Source organism: Vibrio sp. Evd11, assembly GCF_900382755.1.
GTDB classification, from domain to species: domain Bacteria; phylum Pseudomonadota; class Gammaproteobacteria; order Enterobacterales; family Vibrionaceae; genus Vibrio; species Vibrio lentus.
This window is the reverse complement of record NZ_OSDX01000002.1, coordinates 1-20,141: the sequence shown is the minus strand read 5'-3', so window position 1 is coordinate 20,141 and position 20,141 is coordinate 1. Positions and strand designations below refer to the sequence as shown.

14 protein-coding genes, 1 pseudogene and 1 other annotated feature are annotated in these 20,141 nt (G+C 43.0%); of the genes and pseudogenes, 6 read left to right on the top strand and 9 right to left on the bottom strand.

The features are described 5' to 3' along the window. The first annotated feature begins 84 nt into the window (after positions 1-84). Positions 85-1,212, top strand: a complete 1,128-nt coding sequence (gene tyrA, locus ED652_RS00910; protein ID WP_076673809.1) for a bifunctional chorismate mutase/prephenate dehydrogenase — start codon at positions 85-87, stop codon at positions 1,210-1,212. Between the two features lie 150 nt (positions 1,213-1,362). Here tyrA and ED652_RS00905 read toward each other — a convergent pair whose 3' ends face one another. From ED652_RS00905 to ettA, 3 genes and pseudogenes are all read right to left on the bottom strand, one after another. Further along, entirely contained in the window at positions 1,363-2,373 is a 1,011-nt protein-coding gene (locus ED652_RS00905; protein ID WP_122053225.1) for a M23 family metallopeptidase, read from the bottom strand. A 48-nt stretch (positions 2,374-2,421) separates the two neighbouring features. After that, positions 2,422-2,790: pseudogene (locus ED652_RS00900) on the bottom strand (PilZ domain-containing protein). Between the two features lie 90 nt (positions 2,791-2,880). After that, the gene (ettA, locus tag ED652_RS00895; protein WP_017110510.1) at positions 2,881-4,548 is read right to left on the bottom strand and encodes an energy-dependent translational throttle protein EttA; all 1,668 of its coding nucleotides are present in this window, start codon (positions 4,546-4,548) and stop codon (positions 2,881-2,883) included. Between the two features lie 264 nt (positions 4,549-4,812). On the opposite strand from ettA, the gene sltY reads away from it, so the two are divergent. Continuing rightward, complete coding sequence (gene sltY, locus ED652_RS00890; protein ID WP_122053224.1) at positions 4,813-6,762, top strand: murein transglycosylase; 1,950 nt, start codon at positions 4,813-4,815, stop codon at positions 6,760-6,762. 172 nt (positions 6,763-6,934) lie between these two features. Beyond that, complete coding sequence (trpR, locus tag ED652_RS00885; RefSeq protein WP_017077742.1) at positions 6,935-7,228, top strand: trp operon repressor; 294 nt, start codon at positions 6,935-6,937, stop codon at positions 7,226-7,228. A gap of 125 nt (positions 7,229-7,353) precedes the next feature. Here the strand turns inward: trpR and yjjX are convergent, their stop codons facing one another. The 6 genes from yjjX to ED652_RS00855 all read right to left on the bottom strand — a co-directional run bounded on the left by yjjX (position 7,354) and on the right by ED652_RS00855 (position 15,108). After that, positions 7,354-7,875 carry an inosine/xanthosine triphosphatase gene (gene yjjX, locus ED652_RS00880; protein ID WP_017087561.1) on the bottom strand — a complete coding sequence of 174 codons (522 nt, stop codon included), beginning with the start codon at positions 7,873-7,875 and terminating at the stop codon, positions 7,354-7,356. Further along, positions 7,838-10,216, bottom strand: coding sequence for a bifunctional diguanylate cyclase/phosphodiesterase (locus ED652_RS00875; protein ID WP_122053223.1), 2,379 nt, complete (start codon positions 10,214-10,216; stop codon positions 7,838-7,840). Before ED652_RS00875 ends, yjjX begins: the two co-directional genes overlap by 38 nt. A gap of 420 nt (positions 10,217-10,636) precedes the next feature. Beyond that, positions 10,637-11,812, bottom strand: coding sequence for a prephenate dehydratase (gene pheA / locus ED652_RS00870; protein WP_076673797.1), 1,176 nt, complete (start codon positions 11,810-11,812; stop codon positions 10,637-10,639). A 12-nt stretch (positions 11,813-11,824) separates the two neighbouring features. Continuing rightward, positions 11,825-11,946, bottom strand: a sequence feature (Phe leader region). Between the two features lie 110 nt (positions 11,947-12,056). Further along, positions 12,057-12,392: a ribosome-associated translation inhibitor RaiA gene (gene raiA, locus ED652_RS00865; RefSeq protein ID WP_004735034.1), complete on the bottom strand. Its 336-nt coding sequence runs from the start codon at positions 12,390-12,392 to the stop codon at positions 12,057-12,059. A gap of 424 nt (positions 12,393-12,816) precedes the next feature. After that, a complete protein-coding gene (locus ED652_RS00860; RefSeq protein ID WP_339373486.1) occupies positions 12,817-14,241 on the bottom strand; it encodes a lytic transglycosylase F in 1,425 nt (474 codons plus the stop codon). A 138-nt stretch (positions 14,242-14,379) separates the two neighbouring features. Further along, positions 14,380-15,108 carry an outer membrane protein assembly factor BamD gene (locus ED652_RS00855; protein ID WP_076673793.1) on the bottom strand — a complete coding sequence of 243 codons (729 nt, stop codon included), beginning with the start codon at positions 15,106-15,108 and terminating at the stop codon, positions 14,380-14,382. A 137-nt stretch (positions 15,109-15,245) separates the two neighbouring features. On the opposite strand from ED652_RS00855, the gene rluD reads away from it, so the two are divergent. The 3 genes from rluD (at position 15,246) to clpB (ending at position 19,679) form a co-directional block, all read left to right on the top strand. Continuing rightward, entirely contained in the window at positions 15,246-16,220 is a 975-nt protein-coding gene (gene rluD / locus ED652_RS00850) for a 23S rRNA pseudouridine(1911/1915/1917) synthase RluD (RefSeq protein ID WP_009848467.1), read from the top strand. 8 nt (positions 16,221-16,228) lie between these two features. Further along, on the top strand, positions 16,229-16,963 hold the full coding sequence (gene pgeF / locus ED652_RS00845; protein WP_122053222.1) for a peptidoglycan editing factor PgeF: 735 nt from the start codon (positions 16,229-16,231) through the stop codon (positions 16,961-16,963). Between the two features lie 142 nt (positions 16,964-17,105). Further along, positions 17,106-19,679 carry an ATP-dependent chaperone ClpB gene (gene clpB / locus ED652_RS00840; RefSeq protein ID WP_122053221.1) on the top strand — a complete coding sequence of 858 codons (2,574 nt, stop codon included), beginning with the start codon at positions 17,106-17,108 and terminating at the stop codon, positions 19,677-19,679. The last annotated feature ends 462 nt before the right edge of the window (positions 19,680-20,141 follow it).

Sequence of the window (20,141 nt, the reverse complement as noted above, 5' to 3'; positions counted from 1 at the left end):
GGCATTTTAAGATCTGTCGCTAACGAACCTGCGTCAATGCGGGCTTTTAGATTAGTACGGGCTTATAGATTAGTAAGGAATAAAATGGCCGTTGAACTGAACGAATTACGCGACCAAATCGATGCTGTCGATAAACAAATGTTGGATTTACTGGCTCAACGACTGGCTCTAGTAGAGAAAGTCGGCGAAGTGAAAAGTGAACATGGTTTACCTATTTATGTACCGGAACGTGAAGCCGCGATGTTGGCATCTCGTCGTCAAGAAGCCGAGAGAATAGGGGTTCCGCCACAGTTAATCGAAGATATTTTGCGTCGTACGATGCGTGAGTCTTATGCCAGTGAAAAAGATTCTGGTTTTAAGTGTCTTAACCCAGAGTTGCGTTCAGTGGTTATCGTTGGTGGTAATGGTCAACTTGGCGGTCTGTTTGGCCGTATGTTCAAGCTTTCTGGTTACGAAGTAAAAATTCTTGGCAGCCAAGATTGGGATAGAGCCGATGAGATCTTAGATAATGCCGGTCTTGTGGTTGTTACGGTTCCAATTCACCTAACGGAAGGTGTGATTGCGAAGCTAGGTAACCTACCAAGCGATTGTATTCTTTGTGATTTGACGTCGATTAAATCAAAGCCTCTACAAGCCATGATGAACATGCACCAAGGCCCTGTAGTTGGATTACACCCAATGTTTGGTCCTGATGTTCCAAGCCTTGCGAAACAAGTGATTGTTTACAGTGATGGACGTGGTTCTGAAAGCTACCAATGGTTGCTGAATCAATTTGGTATCTGGGGCGCTAGCCTGTGCCAAATGGATGCTGCTGAACACGACCATGGTATGACTTTGATTCAAGCACTTCGCCACTTCACCTCTTTTGCTTACGGCTTACACCTGAGTAAAGAGAACCCGAACATCGACCAGCTTTTGAAGTTAAGCTCACCAATCTACCGTCTTGAGATTGCGATGGTTGGTCGTCTGTTTGCTCAAGACCCGAACTTGTACGGTGATATCATTCTTTCTTCAGATGAGAATATTGAGATGATTCGACGTTTCCATAGTCGTTTCGGTGAAGCATTAGAAATCTTGGATGGGAAAGATAAAGCCAAGTTCGTTGATAGCTTTAATCAAGTCAGTGATTGGTTTGGCGACTACTCGCAGCAGTTCTTGCAAGAGAGTCAAAATCTTTTAAAGCAAGCACATGACTCGATTCATCGTGGTTAATTACGATTTGAAATCATAAAAAAAGAGCGACCTGATGGTCGCTCTTTTTTTATCTAATTCAGGACTAAAAGTAGTAGGCCTACAGTAGGCTAAAAGCAATTAGATCATCATAGGCCAAACCAACTGGCTCTAATAACTAATGGTTAATAACTAGTTAGTCGTGATAGGTTTTTTACTCTCTTCACTCGATACGGTGTCGATGGTCGAGCTAATGTAAGGCACATTCGTCAGGTTGATCTGCAAGCGAACCACATTATCAATCAGTTGAACCAGTGGGCCCCACTTAACCTTTTTCTCTTTCTCGAACACGTAGTTGAAGTTCTCTGGTGTCCAATCCATCAAGTATTGAGGGTTTAGTGAACGACCAAGGAAGCGTACTTCGTAATGCAAATGTGGCCCGGTTGAGTTACCTGAGTTGCCACAGCTAGCAATCACATCACCTTTACTCACAAACTGACCGCTGCGTACTTTGAATTTTTGTAGGTGTGCGTAAGAACTCATGAAACCAAACGAGTGACGCATAGTAATAAAGTTACCGAAGCCTTTTTTACTTGGGCGTACCGTTTCAATGACTCCATCGGCGGGCGCTACAATATCTTCACCACGTTTACACGTAAGGTCGATGCCAGTATGTACATGGCGTTTACCTGAAATAGGGTTAGTGCGGCTACCATAAGAAGAAGAGATACGTTGATAAGCCATAGGACTGTCGTTTGGAATCAAGCGAAACATCGTGGCTCTTACTGCTGAATCTACCGCAGCGGCATCAATGCGATCTTCTAAAGAGACGTCATCGGTAAGCAGCTCTTCATCGGCAAGGCCAAGTACTGATTCCACATCAAATACACGTTTACCAAGCAGTTGAATAGTGCCTTCTTTCTCGGTGAGTGTTTGCGATAACGAGTGATTGGTTTCTACCTGTCCAGCGTAAAGAAACTCGGTTTGCTCTTTTTCAACAATCAGCGTTTCAATCAATTGTTGTGCATCGCCCGCTTGCATCGCGAGCTCTTGTTTACCTTCGAAGTGCATGTATGCAGCTCCGCCAATTAACAGTGGCACGGAAAAAATTGCAGTGGTGCACATGAGCACGGCTTTTCGGCCGAAGTAAAACGTCTGTTCCCCTTGGTTAGAGGGAATAGTAATGGAAATTTTTTTTGACATGGTTCTGTATTAACTAAATGCTTCTAATAGAAAAAGATAATGGAGATATTATTCCTGACCCAAATCGGTAAGGTGTTCAATCTCTCTATAAAGCAGTTCATCGTCGCCGACATTAAGCTCAATAAGGCGCTTAAGGTGGCTAATACTATCAATATCTAAATGCTCTATGCGTAAACGCATTGAGGTATTGATGGTAGAGACTATCGTTGCTTCTAACTAAATATTGATATCACTGTTGGTGAGCTTAAAGCTGACTTGAACAGGAGCATCGTGGCTGAGTTGCTGCCATTTATCACATTGAATGAGTAAACCATGGAGAGATAAGTCTTGCACTGAGCCTGATACATTTACTTGTCCTTGTGAGATCTCAGTCGGGACTTGATAAATAACTCGTGAAAATTGACGTCTTTCAAGCATAGGTAATTTCTCTATATCAATAGGTAAATAGTAAGCCAGATATATCAAAGGCCGCTATTATCGCGGCCTTTGTTCAAAATACAAGCTAATTTACTTAGTAATACGCTTGTACTTGATACGGTGCGGTTCAGCCGCTTGTGCGCCCAGAGTCTTCTTCAGCCACTCTGTGTACTCAGTATAGTTACCTTCGTAGAAGTTAACTTGACCTTCATCACGGTAGTCTAAGATATGGGTCGCGATACGGTCAAGGAACCAACGGTCATGCGAGATAACCATTGCACAGCCAGGGAACTCAAGCAGTGCTTCTTCAAGTGCACGTAGAGTTTCGACATCAAGGTCATTGGTTGGTTCATCGAGTAGCAGTACGTTACCGCCGGCTTTCAGTAGTTTCGCAAGGTGAACACGGTTACGTTCACCACCAGAAAGCTGACCGATGATTTTCTGTTGGTCGTTGCCTTTGAAGTTGAAACGAGAGCAGTATGCACGAGCAGGGATTTCGAAGTTGTTGATCTTAATGATATCAGCGCCTTCAGAGATCTCTTGGAATACTGTTTTAGTGTCGTCCATGCTGTCACGGAACTGATCAACAGAAGCAAGCTTAACCGTTTCGCCAAGTTCAACTGTACCTGAATCTGGCTGTTCAGCACCACTTAGCATCTTAAACAGTGTTGATTTACCTGCACCGTTGGCACCAACGATACCAACGATAGCGCCTTTAGGCATGCTGAATGATAGGTCGTCGATAAGAACGCGATCACCAAATGACTTCGTTAGGTTCTTAACTTCAAGTACCTTGTCACCTAAACGCTCACCTGGCGGGATGAACAGTTCGTTGGTTTCGTTACGCTTCTGGTATTGGCCAGTCGTTAGTTCTTCGAAACGAGCCATACGAGCTTTAGATTTAGCTTGACGACCTTTAGGGTTTTGACGAACCCACTCAAGTTCTTTTTCAATCGTCTTTTGGCGTGCGCTTTCACCTGATTTCTCTTGCTTCAGACGCTCATCTTTTTGCTCTAGCCAAGATGTGTAGTTACCTTCCCATGGGATACCTTCACCACGGTCAAGCTCAAGAATCCAGCCTGCAGCGTTATCTAAGAAGTAACGGTCGTGGGTAATTGCCACAACAGTACCGCTGTAATCAACAAGGAAGTGCTCAAGCCAAGCGACTGATTCTGCATCCAAGTGGTTGGTTGGTTCATCAAGAAGCAGCATGTCAGGCTTCTCAAGAAGTAGACGACATATCGCAACACGACGACGCTCACCACCTGATAGGAATTCGATTTTCGCATCCCATTCAGGAAGACGAAGTGCGTCAGCAGCGCGCTCTAGAGCTGTTTCTAGGTTGTGGCCATCTTTCGCTTGGATCAGTGCTTCAAGCTCGCCTTGTTCTTTAGCGAGCGCATCGAAATCTGCATCTGGTTCAGCGTAAGCTGCATATACTGCATCGATACGCTTAAGTGCGTCTGCAACATCAGAAACCGCTTCTTCTACGATTTCACGCACTGTTTTTGATTCGTCTAGTACAGGCTCTTGCGGTAGGTAACCGACTTTAAGACCTTGTTGTGCACGAGCTTCACCATCAATATCAGTATCAATACCAGCCATGATACGTAGTAGGGTAGATTTACCTGAACCATTTAGACCCAAAACACCGATTTTAGCGCCAGGAAAAAAGCTAAGAGAAATGTCTTTAAGAATTTGACGCTTAGGTGGAACAGTTTTGCTCACCCGAGACATGGTATATACGTATTCAGCCATTGCCGATCGATCCTAATTTATTGTTCAAAATTGTCGTCTATTTTATACCAATATCCCCAAAGATGTTACTCCTAGGACAGAAAAGCCATTCTTGAACTAATCCTTACCTATTATTGTCACATTGGTCATTAAAACTATATTTAATAAGCTTCTGAGGCGAAGTGTTAAATATTAATAATATTTACACTCAATCTCTTTACATTTGATGTGATGTCGGGCGTAAATAGACTTCACGTATTCATACACGCACTAAGGAAAGAGCGAATGTTTTTCCGCATTGGTAATACGAAAATTGCTGTCGCTGCATCGGCAATTTTGTCTTCATTTTCACTGGCTCCGATCGCTTTAGCGAGCAATGCATCCGAGCTTGAAATGCAGCGTGATGTTTATGACAGAGCGCAAGAGGTTTTGGACAACCGAGATCTAAAAGCTTACTCAGCGCTGCGCAACAAAATTCAAACATACCCTCTAACGCCTTACACTGATTATCGCGCCTTTCTCATTGGTCTAGGTGATCGCACACCTGCTGAAGTGGATGCTTTTATTGAAGAGAATAAAGCGCTGCCATTTTCGAATCGTATGCGTGCACCTTACTTAGATTCATTGGCTTCTCAAAAGCAGTGGCAAACGATACTGGAATTTCAAACTCAAGAGCCAGTTGGTGAAAAATACCAATGTATCTACTACCGAGCGCATTATGAGCAAGGTAATCAAGATCTCGCGTTCAAAGGTGCGAAACAACTTTGGTTAAGTGGTAGCGGTGTTGATGACGCCTGTGACCCGCTTTTTGAAGGATGGGATAAAGCCGGTTTAAGAACGGATGATCTGATACTCGAAAGGATGCTGTTGGCGTTTGAAGGTCGTAACGGTAAGCTGATGACTTATCTGATTAAGCAATTAGATCATGAGGAGTCAATTGCTCAAGCCAAGCAGATGAAGGCGTTGTACAACAAGCCTGAAAATGTGCTCGCGTTTGCTAAGAAGCACCCTGCGAATGAATTTTATCAAGCTCAAACCGAGTTTGGTTTTGAGAAACTGGCAAGGAAGTCAGCAAGCAGCGCTCAAGAGATTTTTGATGATGTTGTGAAAGCTCAAAAGCTATCTAAAGAAAAATCTCAAGAGTTAGCAGATTACCTCACGTTCCGCTTGATCAATACCGACTCTGAAGAGTTGATGGCGTGGCGAGACAAAATGCTCGCGAGTTCATCAAAGCAAGTCTTGTTGGAAAGACGTGCTCGCTTAGCGATTCAGCATGCAGATTGGACAGGCTTGAAAGAGTGGATTGCGCGCTTAGATGATAAGCATCAGGCTTCGCTTCGCTGGCAGTATTGGCAAGGTAGAGCAGAGATAGCACTCGGTGATACTGCTAAGGGTAACAAACGACTGTCAGATATCTTGGGCCAGCGTAATTTCTACAGTGTGGCTGCGGCTAAGCAGTTAGGTAAGCCAGTTCAGTACCCAACATCGACACTCAAATACAACGCTGAAACAGTAAAGCCATTTGAGACTTCTTTGGTTCGAATCAGCGAGCTGATTGATCGAGATAAAATTGCGGCAGCGAAGAGTGAATGGCGTTGGTTGTTAACCAATGCTGATAAAGATCAGAAATCAATGCTCGCAGCTCATGCTGCGACGCAGCGTTGGAACCACTTTACAGTGACAGCGAGCATCTCGGCGAAGATGTGGGACAACATAGACCTACGCTTCCCTGTTGCTCATAAGTGGTGGTTTAACTTCTACGCCGAAAAGCACGATATAGACCCGATTACCTTAATGTCTTTAGCGAGACAAGAGAGTGCGATGGATTCAGAAGCTCGCTCTCCAGTTGGCGCGCGTGGCATCATGCAAATTATGCCAAAGACGGCGCAATATACGGCGAACAAACATAAGATTAAATATCAGGGCAGCGATGATCTTTATGATGTCGGCAAGAACATTGAGATTGGCAGCCACTATCTAGATGGCCTATTAGCTCAATATGATAACAACCGTATTTTTGCATTTGCTGCTTATAATGCAGGCCCGAGTCGTGTGAAACAATGGCGTTCACGCAGCGATGAAAAGCTCGATGCATTTGCTTTTATCGAAATGATTCCATTCAAAGAGACTCGTGGCTATGTTCAGAATATCTTGATGTTTGAGACCTACTATCGAGATATCTTGGGCGAGAAAGGGGTGTTTTTAGCGCCCCATGAGGCCGAAACGAAATACTAGGGGTTCGGTACTTTCTCTGAAACTGAGTAATATTAAAGGCAGTGAGTGCGAACCAGTTCCACTTGCTGCCTTTTTACATTGGATCAAAGCAAGTGTTTCGGTATAAAGTGTTAAACGCTTTCAATCATTAAGCGGCTACTTCAAGCCAAAATTTAAAAGTAAGTGTAGAGATATGGCATCACAACCTGAATATGAGAATTGGCAACAACTAATGGATTTGGTAAAAACAGCGGCTGAGAAAGATCAGCATGAACTGTTGTTGACCATGATGATGACACCTGATGAGCGAGATGCTTTGGTCGCTCGAGTGAATATTCTTTGTGAACTCATGAAAGGGGACATGTCACAAAGACAGGTGAGCCAAATGTTAGGTGTGGGTGTGGCTACGATCACGCGAGGCTCTAATGAGCTAAAGGCTAAATCTGAGCAAGAGAAAGCGGCAATTGTAGAGCTGTTACTCAAGTAAGCATTTAAACAGTAAGCCTTAAGAACTTGATAAAAACGCTAACCATAGGTTAGCGTTTTTTTATTTTTATCCCGCTTAATGTTATTACCTCTAGAGAGGCGAAATATCGTGTTTCTTAAACAAGACTAAGCAGGGAAGTGCTTAGGGTTAACAAATGGGATCAGCGCTAGGATTAAAGCCTGGCTATATACAGAACTGCGAGATAGTTGGTTATGTGTCAATAAGCCAATCGCACCGCCTTTTTGTTTTATGTTGTCGGTGCCGAAGACTTCATCCATCACATCACCTAGCTCATTCGCATGCTGGAGTTTATCAAGCACAACGGGTGGCAGCATCAAGCTTGCAGATCGAGATTCTCCGCGCTGACCGTTTGCTTCAACGACCATCCAAGCAAATGTAACCTTTCCTTCTATTCCAGACTCTAATCCAACATAAAAATCCGCATCAGGTTGAGCTTGAGTTGCGTTGTGAACGCGATTTACCGCACCTTGATAGGTCTCGTCGTTGCTCATCGGTTGATCGGAGACACCGCTAGGGACGCTGATGCCTTTGAAATCAAATTCAGTATCAGGAAAAGCAGATAAGAATGCACTTTTAACGGCGTTAATTTTAGCTGGGTTCAGCGATGCGATGATTACAGATTTCATGTGTTGGATTCTTTTTGTTATCGATTAAATTGAGTTGATGTTGTCGGTACCAATCACTCAGTTCTTCTAATGGCATAGGTTTACCGAAGTAATAGCCTTGCAGCATATCGCACTGTGCTTCTTGCAACCACTGATGCATGCTTTCAGTTTCGATGCCCTCGGCTGTGACCTTCTTACCCTGAGCATGACATAACCCGATAACCGGTTTCACTATGTTCTGATTATCGGTCTCAATTAAGGTGTCTAAAAAGGCTTTATCGAGCTTAATTTTTTGAGTTGGATACTGCACCAGTTGAGTGATGGAGGTGTAGCCAGATCCAAAGTCATCAATGGCTAATCGATATCCCATATCAGAGAGTTCGTTAAGCAGCGGAAAACCTTCAGAGTTTGAGTAAAAGGTTTCGGTAATTTCAAAATCAATCAAACTTGGCGGAATTCGATTTAAATCGGCGTGCTCTTTGATGAAGTCAGCAAGATCAGTCGTTTCAATCCCAGCAGAAGATAAGTTAATCGACAACTGAATTGAGTGATCAAATTGAGCCTGAAGTCGGTGAAAAGAAGCAAATGCATTCTGAATGACCCACTGATCAACCTGATCGAATAATCCTGTTTGCTCGGCAATGGGAATGAATTCATCAGGTGGAACCAAGCCTAGTTGCTCCGAATTCCAACGTAATAACACCTCAACACCAATAACATGGGTTCCTGTTGAATCCATGTACGGCATATAAACGAGCCTAAATTCATCATCAAAGTTCTTGTCTCTGAGTGCGCGTTCAATGTTTGCTTGGCGTTGAATCGCTTTGTCTAAATCTCGTGAATAGTCAGCAAATTGGTTTTTACCTGCGCGTTTGGCTTGGTACATCGCGGTATCAGCGTTCGACAGTAGCTTTTCGATGGAGTGGCCATCGTTGGGGTAGGTCGCAATACCAATACTGACCGTGATCGGAAAGCTCCCTGAATCGGTGATAAAACCTTTTTGTAGTGGCGTCAGTAAGTCATCAGAGAATCGATGAGCAATGTTTCCTCGACGAGTTGGAGCGTTAATATAGACAACGAACTCGTCTCCAGAAAGTCGGGCGGGCATACAATGAGCGTCAAATTCTGTTTTATAGTGGCTACAAATATCGGAAATACGCTGAGCAAAACTGACCAGAATGGAGTCGCCGATTTGATGTCCATATTTGTCGTTCACAAACTTGAAGTTATCTAGGTCAAAGTAGAGAACCCAGGTTTCGGTATTGGAGCTAGGCTTAGGTAATGATTGCTGAACGAAGGTTTGAAATTGATGCCTATTGGCTATTTGGGTTAATTGATCATTCTCGGCCAATAGCTTGGTCTGTTGGTAGGTGTTATCTAACTCTTGGTACATGTCGTAAAAACGCTGTGATAGGCGGCCAAGCTCATCACGAGTGCCTAAACGTTCGATGTTCTTACGTTGTTTTTTCTCGACTTGCTGCAGTTGTCGGTCGAGTCGTGTTATCGGGGATATCACACTGCGAGACAAAAGCATGAGTAGCAGAGCAACCGTCACAAACGCGGATAGTGCAAAGGACAAACTCAGCTTATTCCAAATTGAGTCGAGCTTGTTCTCCAACAGGAATGGCGCCGGGTCAACTGTGGCGTAAAGTTCTGGCGCAAGCTTGACTGAGTGGGTGACATTATTTTCCAGAGAAACCGCTATAGATGTGAAGAATAAGCTGGTTTGGTAGTCGAACTCTATCTGTTTTCTCAGCGCATTAAATTTATCGAGAGAGACTGACACAACAACAAAGAACACATCGCTTGGTTGGGTGCTTGTGGTTGGGAAAATCGTTTTCTTGTCGACCTTCTCATAGTGCACCAACATCCCTTCGCCTTGAGAGCTTTGAATATAGTTGGTACTCGATGTTTCTAGAGTATCTTGGTAGTAGTGGTCAACATACTCCAATATTTTGGTATCAATCTGAGTGCGTGAGTCGTTGTTGTTATCGGCGTAGTACCTCAGTTTGCGATCACCGTTGAGAAGCGCTAACCCGGTATAGCTTTCATCGTCATCTTGCAGGAAATGTATGGCTTCTTGAAGGTTATTGACCAGCTCAAGATCGCGAGATAGGTTTTGCTCTGTGAGAAAGTAACGCTCTACCATGTCACTTTGAGTCAAGGTGTAAGAATAGCTATTGAGGAAGGAGCGAGACTGGCGAAAATACCCAGCTAACTTTTCCATATTCAGCTGAAGTGCGTTGTCTTCGCGTTTGATGAAACTGCTTTTCTGCGTTGAATAAATAATATAGCTAGAAGTAGCGGTACTGATCAGTATTACAGGGGTTATCAGTAGTAAGATTTTAGTACTTAGCTTCATAGTTAGTGACAACACTATTTATAAATTTAGCGCGTAAGTTTATGTTATTTAATGCTTACTCGCTATTAATTACACGTAGTTCGATGATTTCCTGTGAAGGGGGAAAGGTTTTGTCTCTATTGGTAAAAAGGTCAATAGTGAGATTTTTATTAGTAATATAGCTGAGCTAGGCAGGTTAGTAGGTGTGTACAGCCAGTGAAATAACCGAGTCATGTCCCAGGATAAGTAGTGTGAGTATTCCGTAGTACGAGTCTATTTGACTAACCGTTATTTTAGTATTTGGCCTGCTGTGGGCCAAATACTTATAGCAGATTTAAACTTATGCCAGCTTTAAACGTTTGCTCGTTAAAAACTTATGTTCGTCAACAGCTTATATTCGCTGAAAACTTATGTTTGTTAAGAGCTTATGTTTGTTAAAAGCTATGACAACTTAACCTGCGTCGCTTTGATGTTCTCACTTGGATAACACCCCAACACTTTTAGGTGACGAGTGATAGCGGTTAATTCCGTTATCGCTTGCTGCATATTATCTGCATCCAAGTGTGCTTCTAAATCGACATAGAACATCTCTTCCCATGGATTGCCCATGATAGGACGAGATTCCAGTTTGGTCATGTTGATGCCCAAGCGTTGTAGGATTAGTAGAGTTTCTACTAAAGAGCCCGCCTCTTGAGAAGTCGACATGATGAGCGTCGTTTTAGCTGGGATTTGAGTTGATACTTCTACCGGTTTACGCGCCACAACGATGAAACGAGTGTGGTTCTCAGTTTGGTTTGCAATGTTGCCTTGGATTGGCTGAAGCCCATAAAGCTTGCCGCTCGATGCATTACCAATCGCGGCAACATCATCACCATCCAGTTCTTTTACTTTCTTCATTGCATCTGCTGTGCTTGCACAAGATTCAAGACTCACGCCTTTTAAGCGACTCAAAAACTCACTGCACTGTTGATGTGGCTGTGGGTGTGAATAGAGTGTTTTGATGTCTTCTAAACGGATATCACTTTTCGCAACAAGGCAGTGCTCAATAGGCTGAGAAAGTTCGCCTACAATGTATAGCGTTGTGTGCTGGAGAAGATCATAAACTTCGTTGATCGAACCTGAACTGGTGTTCTCAATCGGCAACACACCGTAGTCTGCATGACCAGATTCCACTGTCGATGCCACTTCTTTAAAGTGATTGCAGTTAAGCTCTATCAATTCCATATTCTTACGGCTGAAATATTCACGGCTAGCAAGATGAGAATATGATCCCTTAGAACCTAAGAATGCAACGCGAGCCAGAGGTTTACGACTTTGCGGGTTCGCTAGGTTTTGTAAGTATGACTGTTGCAGCAGAACGGAATCTTCAATGATGGTGTGAAACAGTTTAGTAATGTACTGCGCATCAAGTTCATATTTATCTTTACCGTTGTTAATCAGCTTAACCAGAAGCTGCTGCTCACGAACGGCATCGCGTACAGGCTTTGATGTTTCTACCTTGCTTTTCGCAACTTCGATACTGAGTTTGCGACGTTCGGAAAGTAAACTCAGTAGTTCGTCATCTAAATCATTAAGACGAAGGCGGATATCATCCAGTGAAATTGAGCGGTCAGTCATAAATGTGTCCTTATAAAAAAGCCTCCCTAGTGTGGGAGGCTTCTTGTTCGTTTTTGACTTGTTTTTCTAAAACGACTAAGCCTCCGATTTACGGAAGAAAAAAGAAGTCAAAAATAAACAAAGATTGAGTGTGCATAAAAAGTGATTGTTTTATGAATGTTTAAACACAATAAGCAAGCGAGCTACGAGCGTCAAGCAAAAAAATAGCGCCCTGAGGCGCTATTTTTTAATCTGTTCTCTTTCCTTATTCTACTTCAGCTTCTAGCTCTTCAATTTCAGGCTTTTCAGCGCGGCGTGCTTCTGGTTTATGGCGTAGCTTGTTGAGTTGACGTTCTAGCTTTTGTTCTACTTCGTTGATAGCTACGTAGAGGTCGTCATGGATTGATGAAGCAACAAGTTGGCCTTTTGGTACGGTTAGAACCGCTTCAAATTTTTTCTTCTTGTTTGGTTCTTCGCTAAAGCTCGCTTGGCAGCCAATGATGTCTACTTGCCATTTATCCAGCTTTTTAAATTTGCTTTCTATGTGATCACGGATTGCAGAGGTAATGTCGATGTTTTTACCAGTGATGTTCATTTTCATAGAAGTTTTCCTCTGTTGTATCCCTCATGGGTTAACTTCAGATTACGACTTTTAGCAATAAAGAATGTGATCTGGATCTTGTTTCGGTTGGGTGGGATAAGCATTAAAATCAAATGTGATCTCACGCAAGTCTTAGTATCTTTTTGGCGGAAAATGCTTGTTATCTCTATGAAAAACGATAACTTGGAGGCAAGGCTTCGCTAAAAATTAAACCAGTTTTTAGGGGCGCCTTACAGCTAATTGAAAGTGCTTGATGAAAATTTACTCAATAGTGTTTTGTGATATAGCTCTCGTGATTTAGATCACTATGTAAGTTTTCTCTGAATTTGATAAGCAAAAGCCGCATAAGTTTTCTTATGCGGCTTTTGTATTTTTAATTTACCTTAATATCTTTGTTCCCTAGGCTCTTGGGGTTGAAGACAAACTAATCATTGGTTTTTAGTAATCTAGCTGTACCATTTTCTCGGATAGCATTGATAGCTTGTAACTGCTTATAGATGACAAAGTAACGGTTGATGTTGGCGACATAGGTCACCGGTTCTTTGCTCACGTATTTACGAGTGATGATCTCTACGTTTTTAAACCAGATGTTTGGGTTGTAACCTTTCTGTTTGGCAATGTGCCTCATCTTTCTTATCTTTGCAGGACCAGCGTTGTAAGAAGCCAAAGTGAAGTAGATTTGGTTATCTGGCGTAATGGCTGGGTCGTCAAAATATCTGTCCTTAATGAAGCGCATGTATTTCACACCCGCATGGATGTTGTTATCCACCTTATGTATGTTTTTGATGTTGACGTTTTTGTCTTTGGCAGTGCTTGGCAATACCTGCATTACACCAATCGCTCCGCGGTGAGAAACTCTGCTTTGATCCAATCCAGACTCTTGGAAACCTTGAGCTGACATCATTAAAGGATCAAATTCGTACTTACTGGAGTATTTCTCAAATACGTCAGCGAGCTTGGCAACTCTGTCTACTTTATTTGGATTGAGAGCTCGCCCTAACCAACGAGTATTGTCGATATACTTTTGATATATCACGTTACCCAGTAAGGTGCCGCTTCGAGATGTTTTAACGTATTTATTGATTTCTTTTTTTAGGATTGGACTGTCTTTTCTTAAGGCCCAGGCAATACGACCATTTTCTCGTAAAGGGAAGTCGGTGTGAACCTGAATATTTTCCATTACGTCAGTCCACAACTTCGCTTTGTGACTGTCGAGTATCGTGCCCTGAATGTAACCTTGATTGACTAACTCTATCAATTCATAGTCTTGCAGTGACTCTTCGATAAAGTGGACATGCAGTGGTGGCAGATCCATTTTATTGAGCTCTTTATTCACTTTTTGCACACTCTCGAAATAACTAGAGCTCGCACGAATCCAAACTTCTTTACCGCTCAATTGTTTAATTTCGGTGATAGGAGCTGAGTTCTTTCCGGTAATAATGAGTTCTTGTCCGTTCCTGATCATTGGGTCTGAAAAGTCGATCACGTTTAATCGTTTATCGGTAATCGTGAGGTTTGCTACCGCAACATCACCGTATCCGGATTCTAATGAAGGAAGAAGATCATCTCGCTGAACCGGAATGATCTGCACATTGAGATAGGGGTTTTTCTTACGAAGGCTTTTCTCAAAGTGATAGAGCATTTCTGCCACGATACCTTTTGGTTTGCCATCTTCTATGTAGTAAAAGCCTAGATCAGCCGATACCAATACTCTCACTGTTCCTTTTGTTTTGAGTATGTCTAAGTCGCCCATGTAAGGTTGATTGCTCAATGGGGATAATTCTAATGCGTTGGAAAATTGGCTAAATAACCCGATCCAGATAAATAATAACATCCTGCTCACATCCACACTCCATGTTGATGTTTTGTTAAAAGTTACCTTTTGAAGATACCGTGTATTATGCGATTCATCAAGTTTACGAAATTAAGTCCCAAAAAAAGCGCGCTAATAAATTAGCGCGCTTTCGAATCAATATGGCAGAGCTGATTAAGGCAGTGGGTTTAACTCAATCAATTTTTCTGTTCTTGAAGCTGCGTCTTCTAAACCTAATTGTTTATAAGCTTCTAATTGAATATTCAAAGACTTACGTGCAGCAATTGTGTCTGGGTAGGTCTTCTGAAGCTCTTGCGTTCGATTTACTGCTGCAATCCAAGCTTCACGGCGTAGGTAAAAATCAGCGGTTGCTAAATCATATTCTGCGAGGCGGTTCTTAAGTGCGAACATGCGTTTTTGAGCATCTTCAGCATAAGGGCTGCTAGGGAAACGCTCGAGTAGTCGCTTGAAGTCAGCAAACGCAAGTTTCACTGGCTCTGGATCTCGGTCGCTACGATCAATATTAAAAATATCGTGCATGAAGTTTCGGTCTTGTGCCATGTGCGTTAAACCGCGCATGTAAAGAACCCAATCTTGTTTCTCATGAGTTGGGTTTAAACGCAGGAATCGCGAAATAGTAGCAAGACCAAGCGCCAAGTCATCATTTTTGTAGTAAGCGTAAATCAGATCGAGCTGTACTTGTTCAGAATAGGCGCCGAATGGGTAACGGGAGTCTAGGGCTTCAAGCTTTTCTATGGCAGAAAGCCAGCTACCGCTCTGCAGGGACTCTTGAGCGTCAGAGTAAAGAACCGATGGTGGTACATCCGGTACTATTTCTTCAGTACTTGAACAGCCAACTAAGAGTGATACGGCTAATAGACCCGATAAAGTAAGGTGTTTCATGTCAGGCGTCGATTCCTTGAATTAAATATTTCGTAAGCTTCCGTTACTTTCTAACCAGTAACAGATACAATGATGCAATTATTCTATTTTATCCATACTAATGGGTATTAGTCTCACGGTTTTTAAAAAAGTTCGATATGGCTCAGCAGATAACATTAACAGACACAGTAAAAAGCAGCCAGTTAGGTCAACGTTTAGACCAAGCTGTCGCTGAACTATTTACCGATTTTTCTCGCTCTCGTATTAAAGAGTGGCTTCTTGACGGCAAAATCCAAGTGGATGGCGAAGTTATCACTAAACCGCGCACCATAGTTTTGGGCGGTGAAGCGATCATCCTACAAGCGGAGCTTGCAGATGAAGAGCGCTGGGAAGCACAAGATATTCCGTTAGACATTGTCTATGAAGATGATGATTTATTGGTTATCAACAAACCTCGAGATCTGGTTGTACACCCAGGCGCAGGTACGCCGGATGGAACCATACTAAACGCATTGCTTTTTCACTACCCTCAGATTGCTGAAGTACCTCGTGCGGGTATTGTGCACCGTCTGGATAAAGACACAACCGGTCTTATGGTTGTGGCTAAAACGGTTCCAGCTCAAACTCGTCTTGTGCGTGCTCTTGCAAAACGTCGTATTACTCGTGAATATGAAGCAATTGCAATTGGCAAAATGACTGCGGGTGGTGTTGTTGAGAAAGGCATTAGCCGTCATGCAACTAAGCGTACGTTAATGGACGTTAATGAATTGGGTAAGCCTGCGGTAACTCACTACCGTGTTGCGGAGCACTTCCGCGAACATACTCGTATTCGTCTGCGTCTAGAAACGGGTCGTACTCACCAAATCCGTGTCCACATGTCATATCTTCAGCATCCGTTGTTAGGTGATATCGCATACGGTGGTCGTGCTCGTATTCCTAAAGGTGCATCTGAAGAGCTAACGACAATGATTCGTTCTTTTGATCGCCAAGCGCTACACGCGGTTATGCTGAAGTTTGTTCACCCGATTACTGGTGAAGAAGTTGAGTTCCATGCACCTGTGCCAAATGACATGGTTGTGATGGCTGAAGCGTTGCGTGTTGATGCTCGCGAAAACATAGAAGACGACATTTAATCGTGTCAATGATCATCCCTGACTGGACTGCACCAAAAAACGTGAAAGCATTTGCTTCGACTCGTTTTGATGGTTGTTCTACAGGTGCTTATCAAGGGTTAAACCTTGGTATGCACGTTGGGGATGATGCTTTACTTGTTGAAAGTAATCGAACATGGCTAAAGCAACAATCTAAGATGCCCACGGCTCCGGTATGGCTAAATCAAACTCACTCAACGGATGTCGTTACAGTTTTAGAACCTGTGACGAATGTGCTTGATGCGGATGGTGTATATACTACTGCAAAGGGTGTTGTGTGTTCTGCGATGACAGCCGATTGCTTACCGGTCATCCTTACCGATACCAAAGGCACTCAAGTTGCTGCCGTTCATGCGGGTTGGCGTGGTCTTGCTGGTGGCATTCTTGAAAATGCCGTCGCAAAGTTTTCAAACCTAGATTCAGATAACCAGATCATTGCTTGGCTTGGTCCTGCTATTGGTAAAGATGCGTTTGAGGTGGGCAACGATGTGTTGGACGCTTTTGTTCGTTTTGACCCTCAAGCGAAATTAGCATTTAAAGCTAAATCTGAACCTGGCAAGTGGTTAGCAAACATGTCTCAACTTGCGACTCAACGACTAATGAACGTTGGCGTGACTTCGGTGACAGATTCGAATCTATGTACATACGCAGATTCAGATGCTTTCTATTCTTATCGTCGTGATGGTATTACTGGGCGTCAGGCGACATTTATTTGGTTAGAGTAATGTCTGACTAGCACAACTACTCATCCAGTTCATTTATATTTTCATATCAGCTCTATTCTTCATCCTTATCCCTTGAAAATCTGCGTTACCGTATCCATCTTCTAACCATAAGATAAACATATCTAAGAGTAGGAAGGTTGGCATGCGTCTCGATCGATTCACGAGTAAATTCCAAATTGCGATATCTGATGCTCAGTCGCTCGCATTAGGTCGTGATCACCAATATATAGAACCTGTACACCTAATGGTGTCTTTGCTTAATCAAGATGGCAGTGCGATTCGTCCATTGCTTACCATGTTGAATATTGATGTTGTTCAATTGCGTTCTAAATTAAGCGAAATATTAGACCGAGTCCCAAAAGTAAGCGGTATCGGTGGTGATGTTCAGCTCTCTAACGCAATGGGAACGCTATTCAACCTATGTGACAAGGTCGCGCAAAAGCGTCAAGACAGTTACATATCTTCAGAAGTATTCCTACTCGCTGCAATAGAAGACAAAGGACCTCTAGGTAACTTACTTAAAGAACTAGGCCTTACAGAGCAAAAATTATCTCAAGCTATTGAGCAAGTTCGTGGTGGTCAAAAGGTTGATGACCCGAATGCGGAAGATAGACGCCAAGCTTTAGAGAAGTTCACCATTGATCTGACCGAAAGAGCAGAGCAAGGCAAACTAGATCCTGTGATTGGTCGTGATGATGAAATTCGTCGCACGATCCAAGTCCTTCAACGTCGTACTAAGAACAACCCTGTCATTATCGGTCAACCCGGTGTGGGTAAAACCGCGATTGTCGAAGGTTTGGCTCAGCGTATTATCAATAATGAAGTTCCTGAAGGCTTAAGAGGCCGACGAGTTCTTTCATTGGATATGGGCTCATTGGTAGCGGGTGCTAAGTATCGTGGCGAATTCGAAGAGCGTCTAAAATCGGTGCTTAATGAATTATCGAAAGAAGAAGGCAATGTCATTCTCTTTATCGATGAAATTCATACGATGGTCGGTGCGGGTAAAGGCGAAGGCTCTATGGATGCGGGTAACATGTTGAAACCAGCATTAGCTCGTGGAGAACTGCATTGTGTCGGCGCAACAACGCTCGATGAATATCGCCAATACATAGAGAAAGATCCTGCGTTAGAGCGTCGATTCCAAAAAGTGATCGTGGATGAACCCACCGTTGAAGACACGGTAGCTATTCTTCGTGGTTTGAAAGAGCGCTATGAACTTCACCACCATGTAGAAATTACCGATCCTGCTATCGTAGCAGCGGCAACGCTATCTCACCGATACGTTTCAGATCGTCAGTTACCAGATAAGGCGATTGATCTCATTGATGAAGCGGCTTCGAGTATTCGAATGCAGATAGATTCAAAGCCCGAGTCATTGGATAAGTTAGAGCGAAAAATCATTCAGTTGAAGATCGAACAGCAAGCTCTGACGAATGAAAATGATGAGGCCAGTGAAAAACGCCTGCGCACTCTACAAAGCGAACTTTCTGAGAAAGAACGCGATTTCGCAGAGCTTGAAGAAGTTTGGAACGCTGAAAAAGCGGCGCTGTCTGGTACGCAACATATTAAATCAGAGCTAGAACAAGCTCGAATGGATATGGATTTTGCACGACGTGCTGGTGACCTTAACCGTATGTCTGAATTGCAATATGGTCGAATCCCAGAATTGGAGAAGCAGTTAGATCTCGCGACTCAAGCTGAAATGCAAGAAATGACCTTATTACGTAATAAGGTGACCGACGCTGAGATCGCCGATGTCCTTTCAAAGCAAACCGGTATTCCTGTTTCTAAAATGCTAGAAGCAGAAAAAGAGAAGCTTTTGAAAATGGAAGGTGTTCTGCATAAGCGAGTTATCGGTCAAGCGGAAGCGGTCGAAGTGGTATCGAATGCGATTCGTCGTAGCCGTGCTGGTTTGTCTGATCCGAATAAGCCGATTGGTTCGTTCTTGTTTTTAGGGCCAACAGGTGTCGGTAAAACGGAACTGTGTAAAACATTAGCGAACTTTATGTTCGATAGTGAAGATGCCATGGTGCGTATCGATATGTCTGAGTTTATGGAAAAACACTCTGTTGCTCGTTTAGTTGGTGCTCCTCCAGGTTATGTGGGATATGAAGAAGGTGGGTACTTAACCGAAGCCGTTCGCCGAAAACCTTATTCTGTCATTCTGCTTGATGAGGTAGAGAAAGCGCACCCAGATGTTTTCAATATCCTATTGCAGGTTTTAGATGATGGACGATTAACTGACGGACAAGGTCGCACCGTCGATTTTAGAAATACCGTGGTAATCATGACATCGAACCTAGGTTCTACTCGTATTCAAGAGAACTTTAATACATTGGATTACCAAGGCATTAAAAATGAGGTTATGGAAGTTGTGGGTAAACATTTCCGACCTGAGTTTTTGAATCGAGTTGATGAAAGTGTCGTGTTCCATCCTTTAGGCCAAGAGCACATCGAGTCAATTGCCGCTATTCAGCTTGATCATTTGAAAAAGCGAATGGAAGACAATGGTTATGAACTCGAAGTTTCAGAAAAAGCGCTCAAGCTAATATCTCAAGTTGGTTTTGATCCTGTATATGGTGCAAGGCCTCTTAAAAGAGCAATTCAACAAACTGTTGAGAACCCGTTAGCGAAAGCGATACTGGCTGGAAAAATAAATCCAGAGAAGAAAGTGCAGCTATTAGTGAATAACAACCGAATTATTGCTCACCAATAATCAAACTATGAATAATAGGTACGATTAGCCGAAATTAAGGCTTAATCGTACCTATTTTGAACGCTTTGTGTGAATAGTGTCCGAACGATCGCCTACGGCGGTTTTTTTTCGTTTTTGGTCTTGTGCAAAGGGGGATTCTCTCTATAATGCGCCTCCGTTGCCAGGGATAACCAAGCGGTTTGAACTAAGTAACGAGACGACATTAAGCATTTAAGATGCTTTGAAAAATTAGCTGGAAAAAGTGTTTGACACTGGAACCCAATTCGCTAGAATGGCCGTCCACTTAGAGAGGCTCCTTACTAAAAGGAAGGCTCAATAAGTAAAGCTCTTTAACAATTTAAACCTATCAATCTGTGTGGGCACTCGTTGATGAATATCAAAACGTTATTACTTAGGTAATAACAGTTACTTCGGTAACAAACTTGATTTCAATGAACTGAGTGACCAATACGTTTAACTACT

What these genes read in the sequence shown, in the direction of transcription:
- sltY (WP_122053224.1), top strand. Translation starts at nt 4,813, where the DNA reads ATGTTTTTCCGCATTGGTAATACGAAAATTGCTGTCGCTGCATCGGCA.
- ED652_RS00875 (WP_122053223.1), bottom strand. Translation starts at nt 10,216, where the DNA reads ATGAAGCTAAGTACTAAAATCTTACTACTGATAACCCCTGTAATACTG.
- ED652_RS00855 (WP_076673793.1), bottom strand. Translation starts at nt 15,108, where the DNA reads ATGAAACACCTTACTTTATCGGGTCTATTAGCCGTATCACTCTTAGTT.
- ettA (WP_017110510.1), bottom strand. Translation starts at nt 4,548, where the DNA reads ATGGCTGAATACGTATATACCATGTCTCGGGTGAGCAAAACTGTTCCA.
- ED652_RS00905 (WP_122053225.1), bottom strand. Translation starts at nt 2,373, where the DNA reads ATGTCAAAAAAAATTTCCATTACTATTCCCTCTAACCAAGGGGAACAG.
- pheA (WP_076673797.1), bottom strand. Translation starts at nt 11,812, where the DNA reads ATGACTGACCGCTCAATTTCACTGGATGATATCCGCCTTCGTCTTAAT.
- tyrA (WP_076673809.1), top strand. Translation starts at nt 85, where the DNA reads ATGGCCGTTGAACTGAACGAATTACGCGACCAAATCGATGCTGTCGAT.
- raiA (WP_004735034.1), bottom strand. Translation starts at nt 12,392, where the DNA reads ATGAAAATGAACATCACTGGTAAAAACATCGACATTACCTCTGCAATC.
- pgeF (WP_122053222.1), top strand. Translation starts at nt 16,229, where the DNA reads ATGATCATCCCTGACTGGACTGCACCAAAAAACGTGAAAGCATTTGCT.
- yjjX (WP_017087561.1), bottom strand. Translation starts at nt 7,875, where the DNA reads ATGAAATCTGTAATCATCGCATCGCTGAACCCAGCTAAAATTAACGCC.
- rluD (WP_009848467.1), top strand. Translation starts at nt 15,246, where the DNA reads ATGGCTCAGCAGATAACATTAACAGACACAGTAAAAAGCAGCCAGTTA.
- clpB (WP_122053221.1), top strand. Translation starts at nt 17,106, where the DNA reads ATGCGTCTCGATCGATTCACGAGTAAATTCCAAATTGCGATATCTGAT.
- trpR (WP_017077742.1), top strand. Translation starts at nt 6,935, where the DNA reads ATGGCATCACAACCTGAATATGAGAATTGGCAACAACTAATGGATTTG.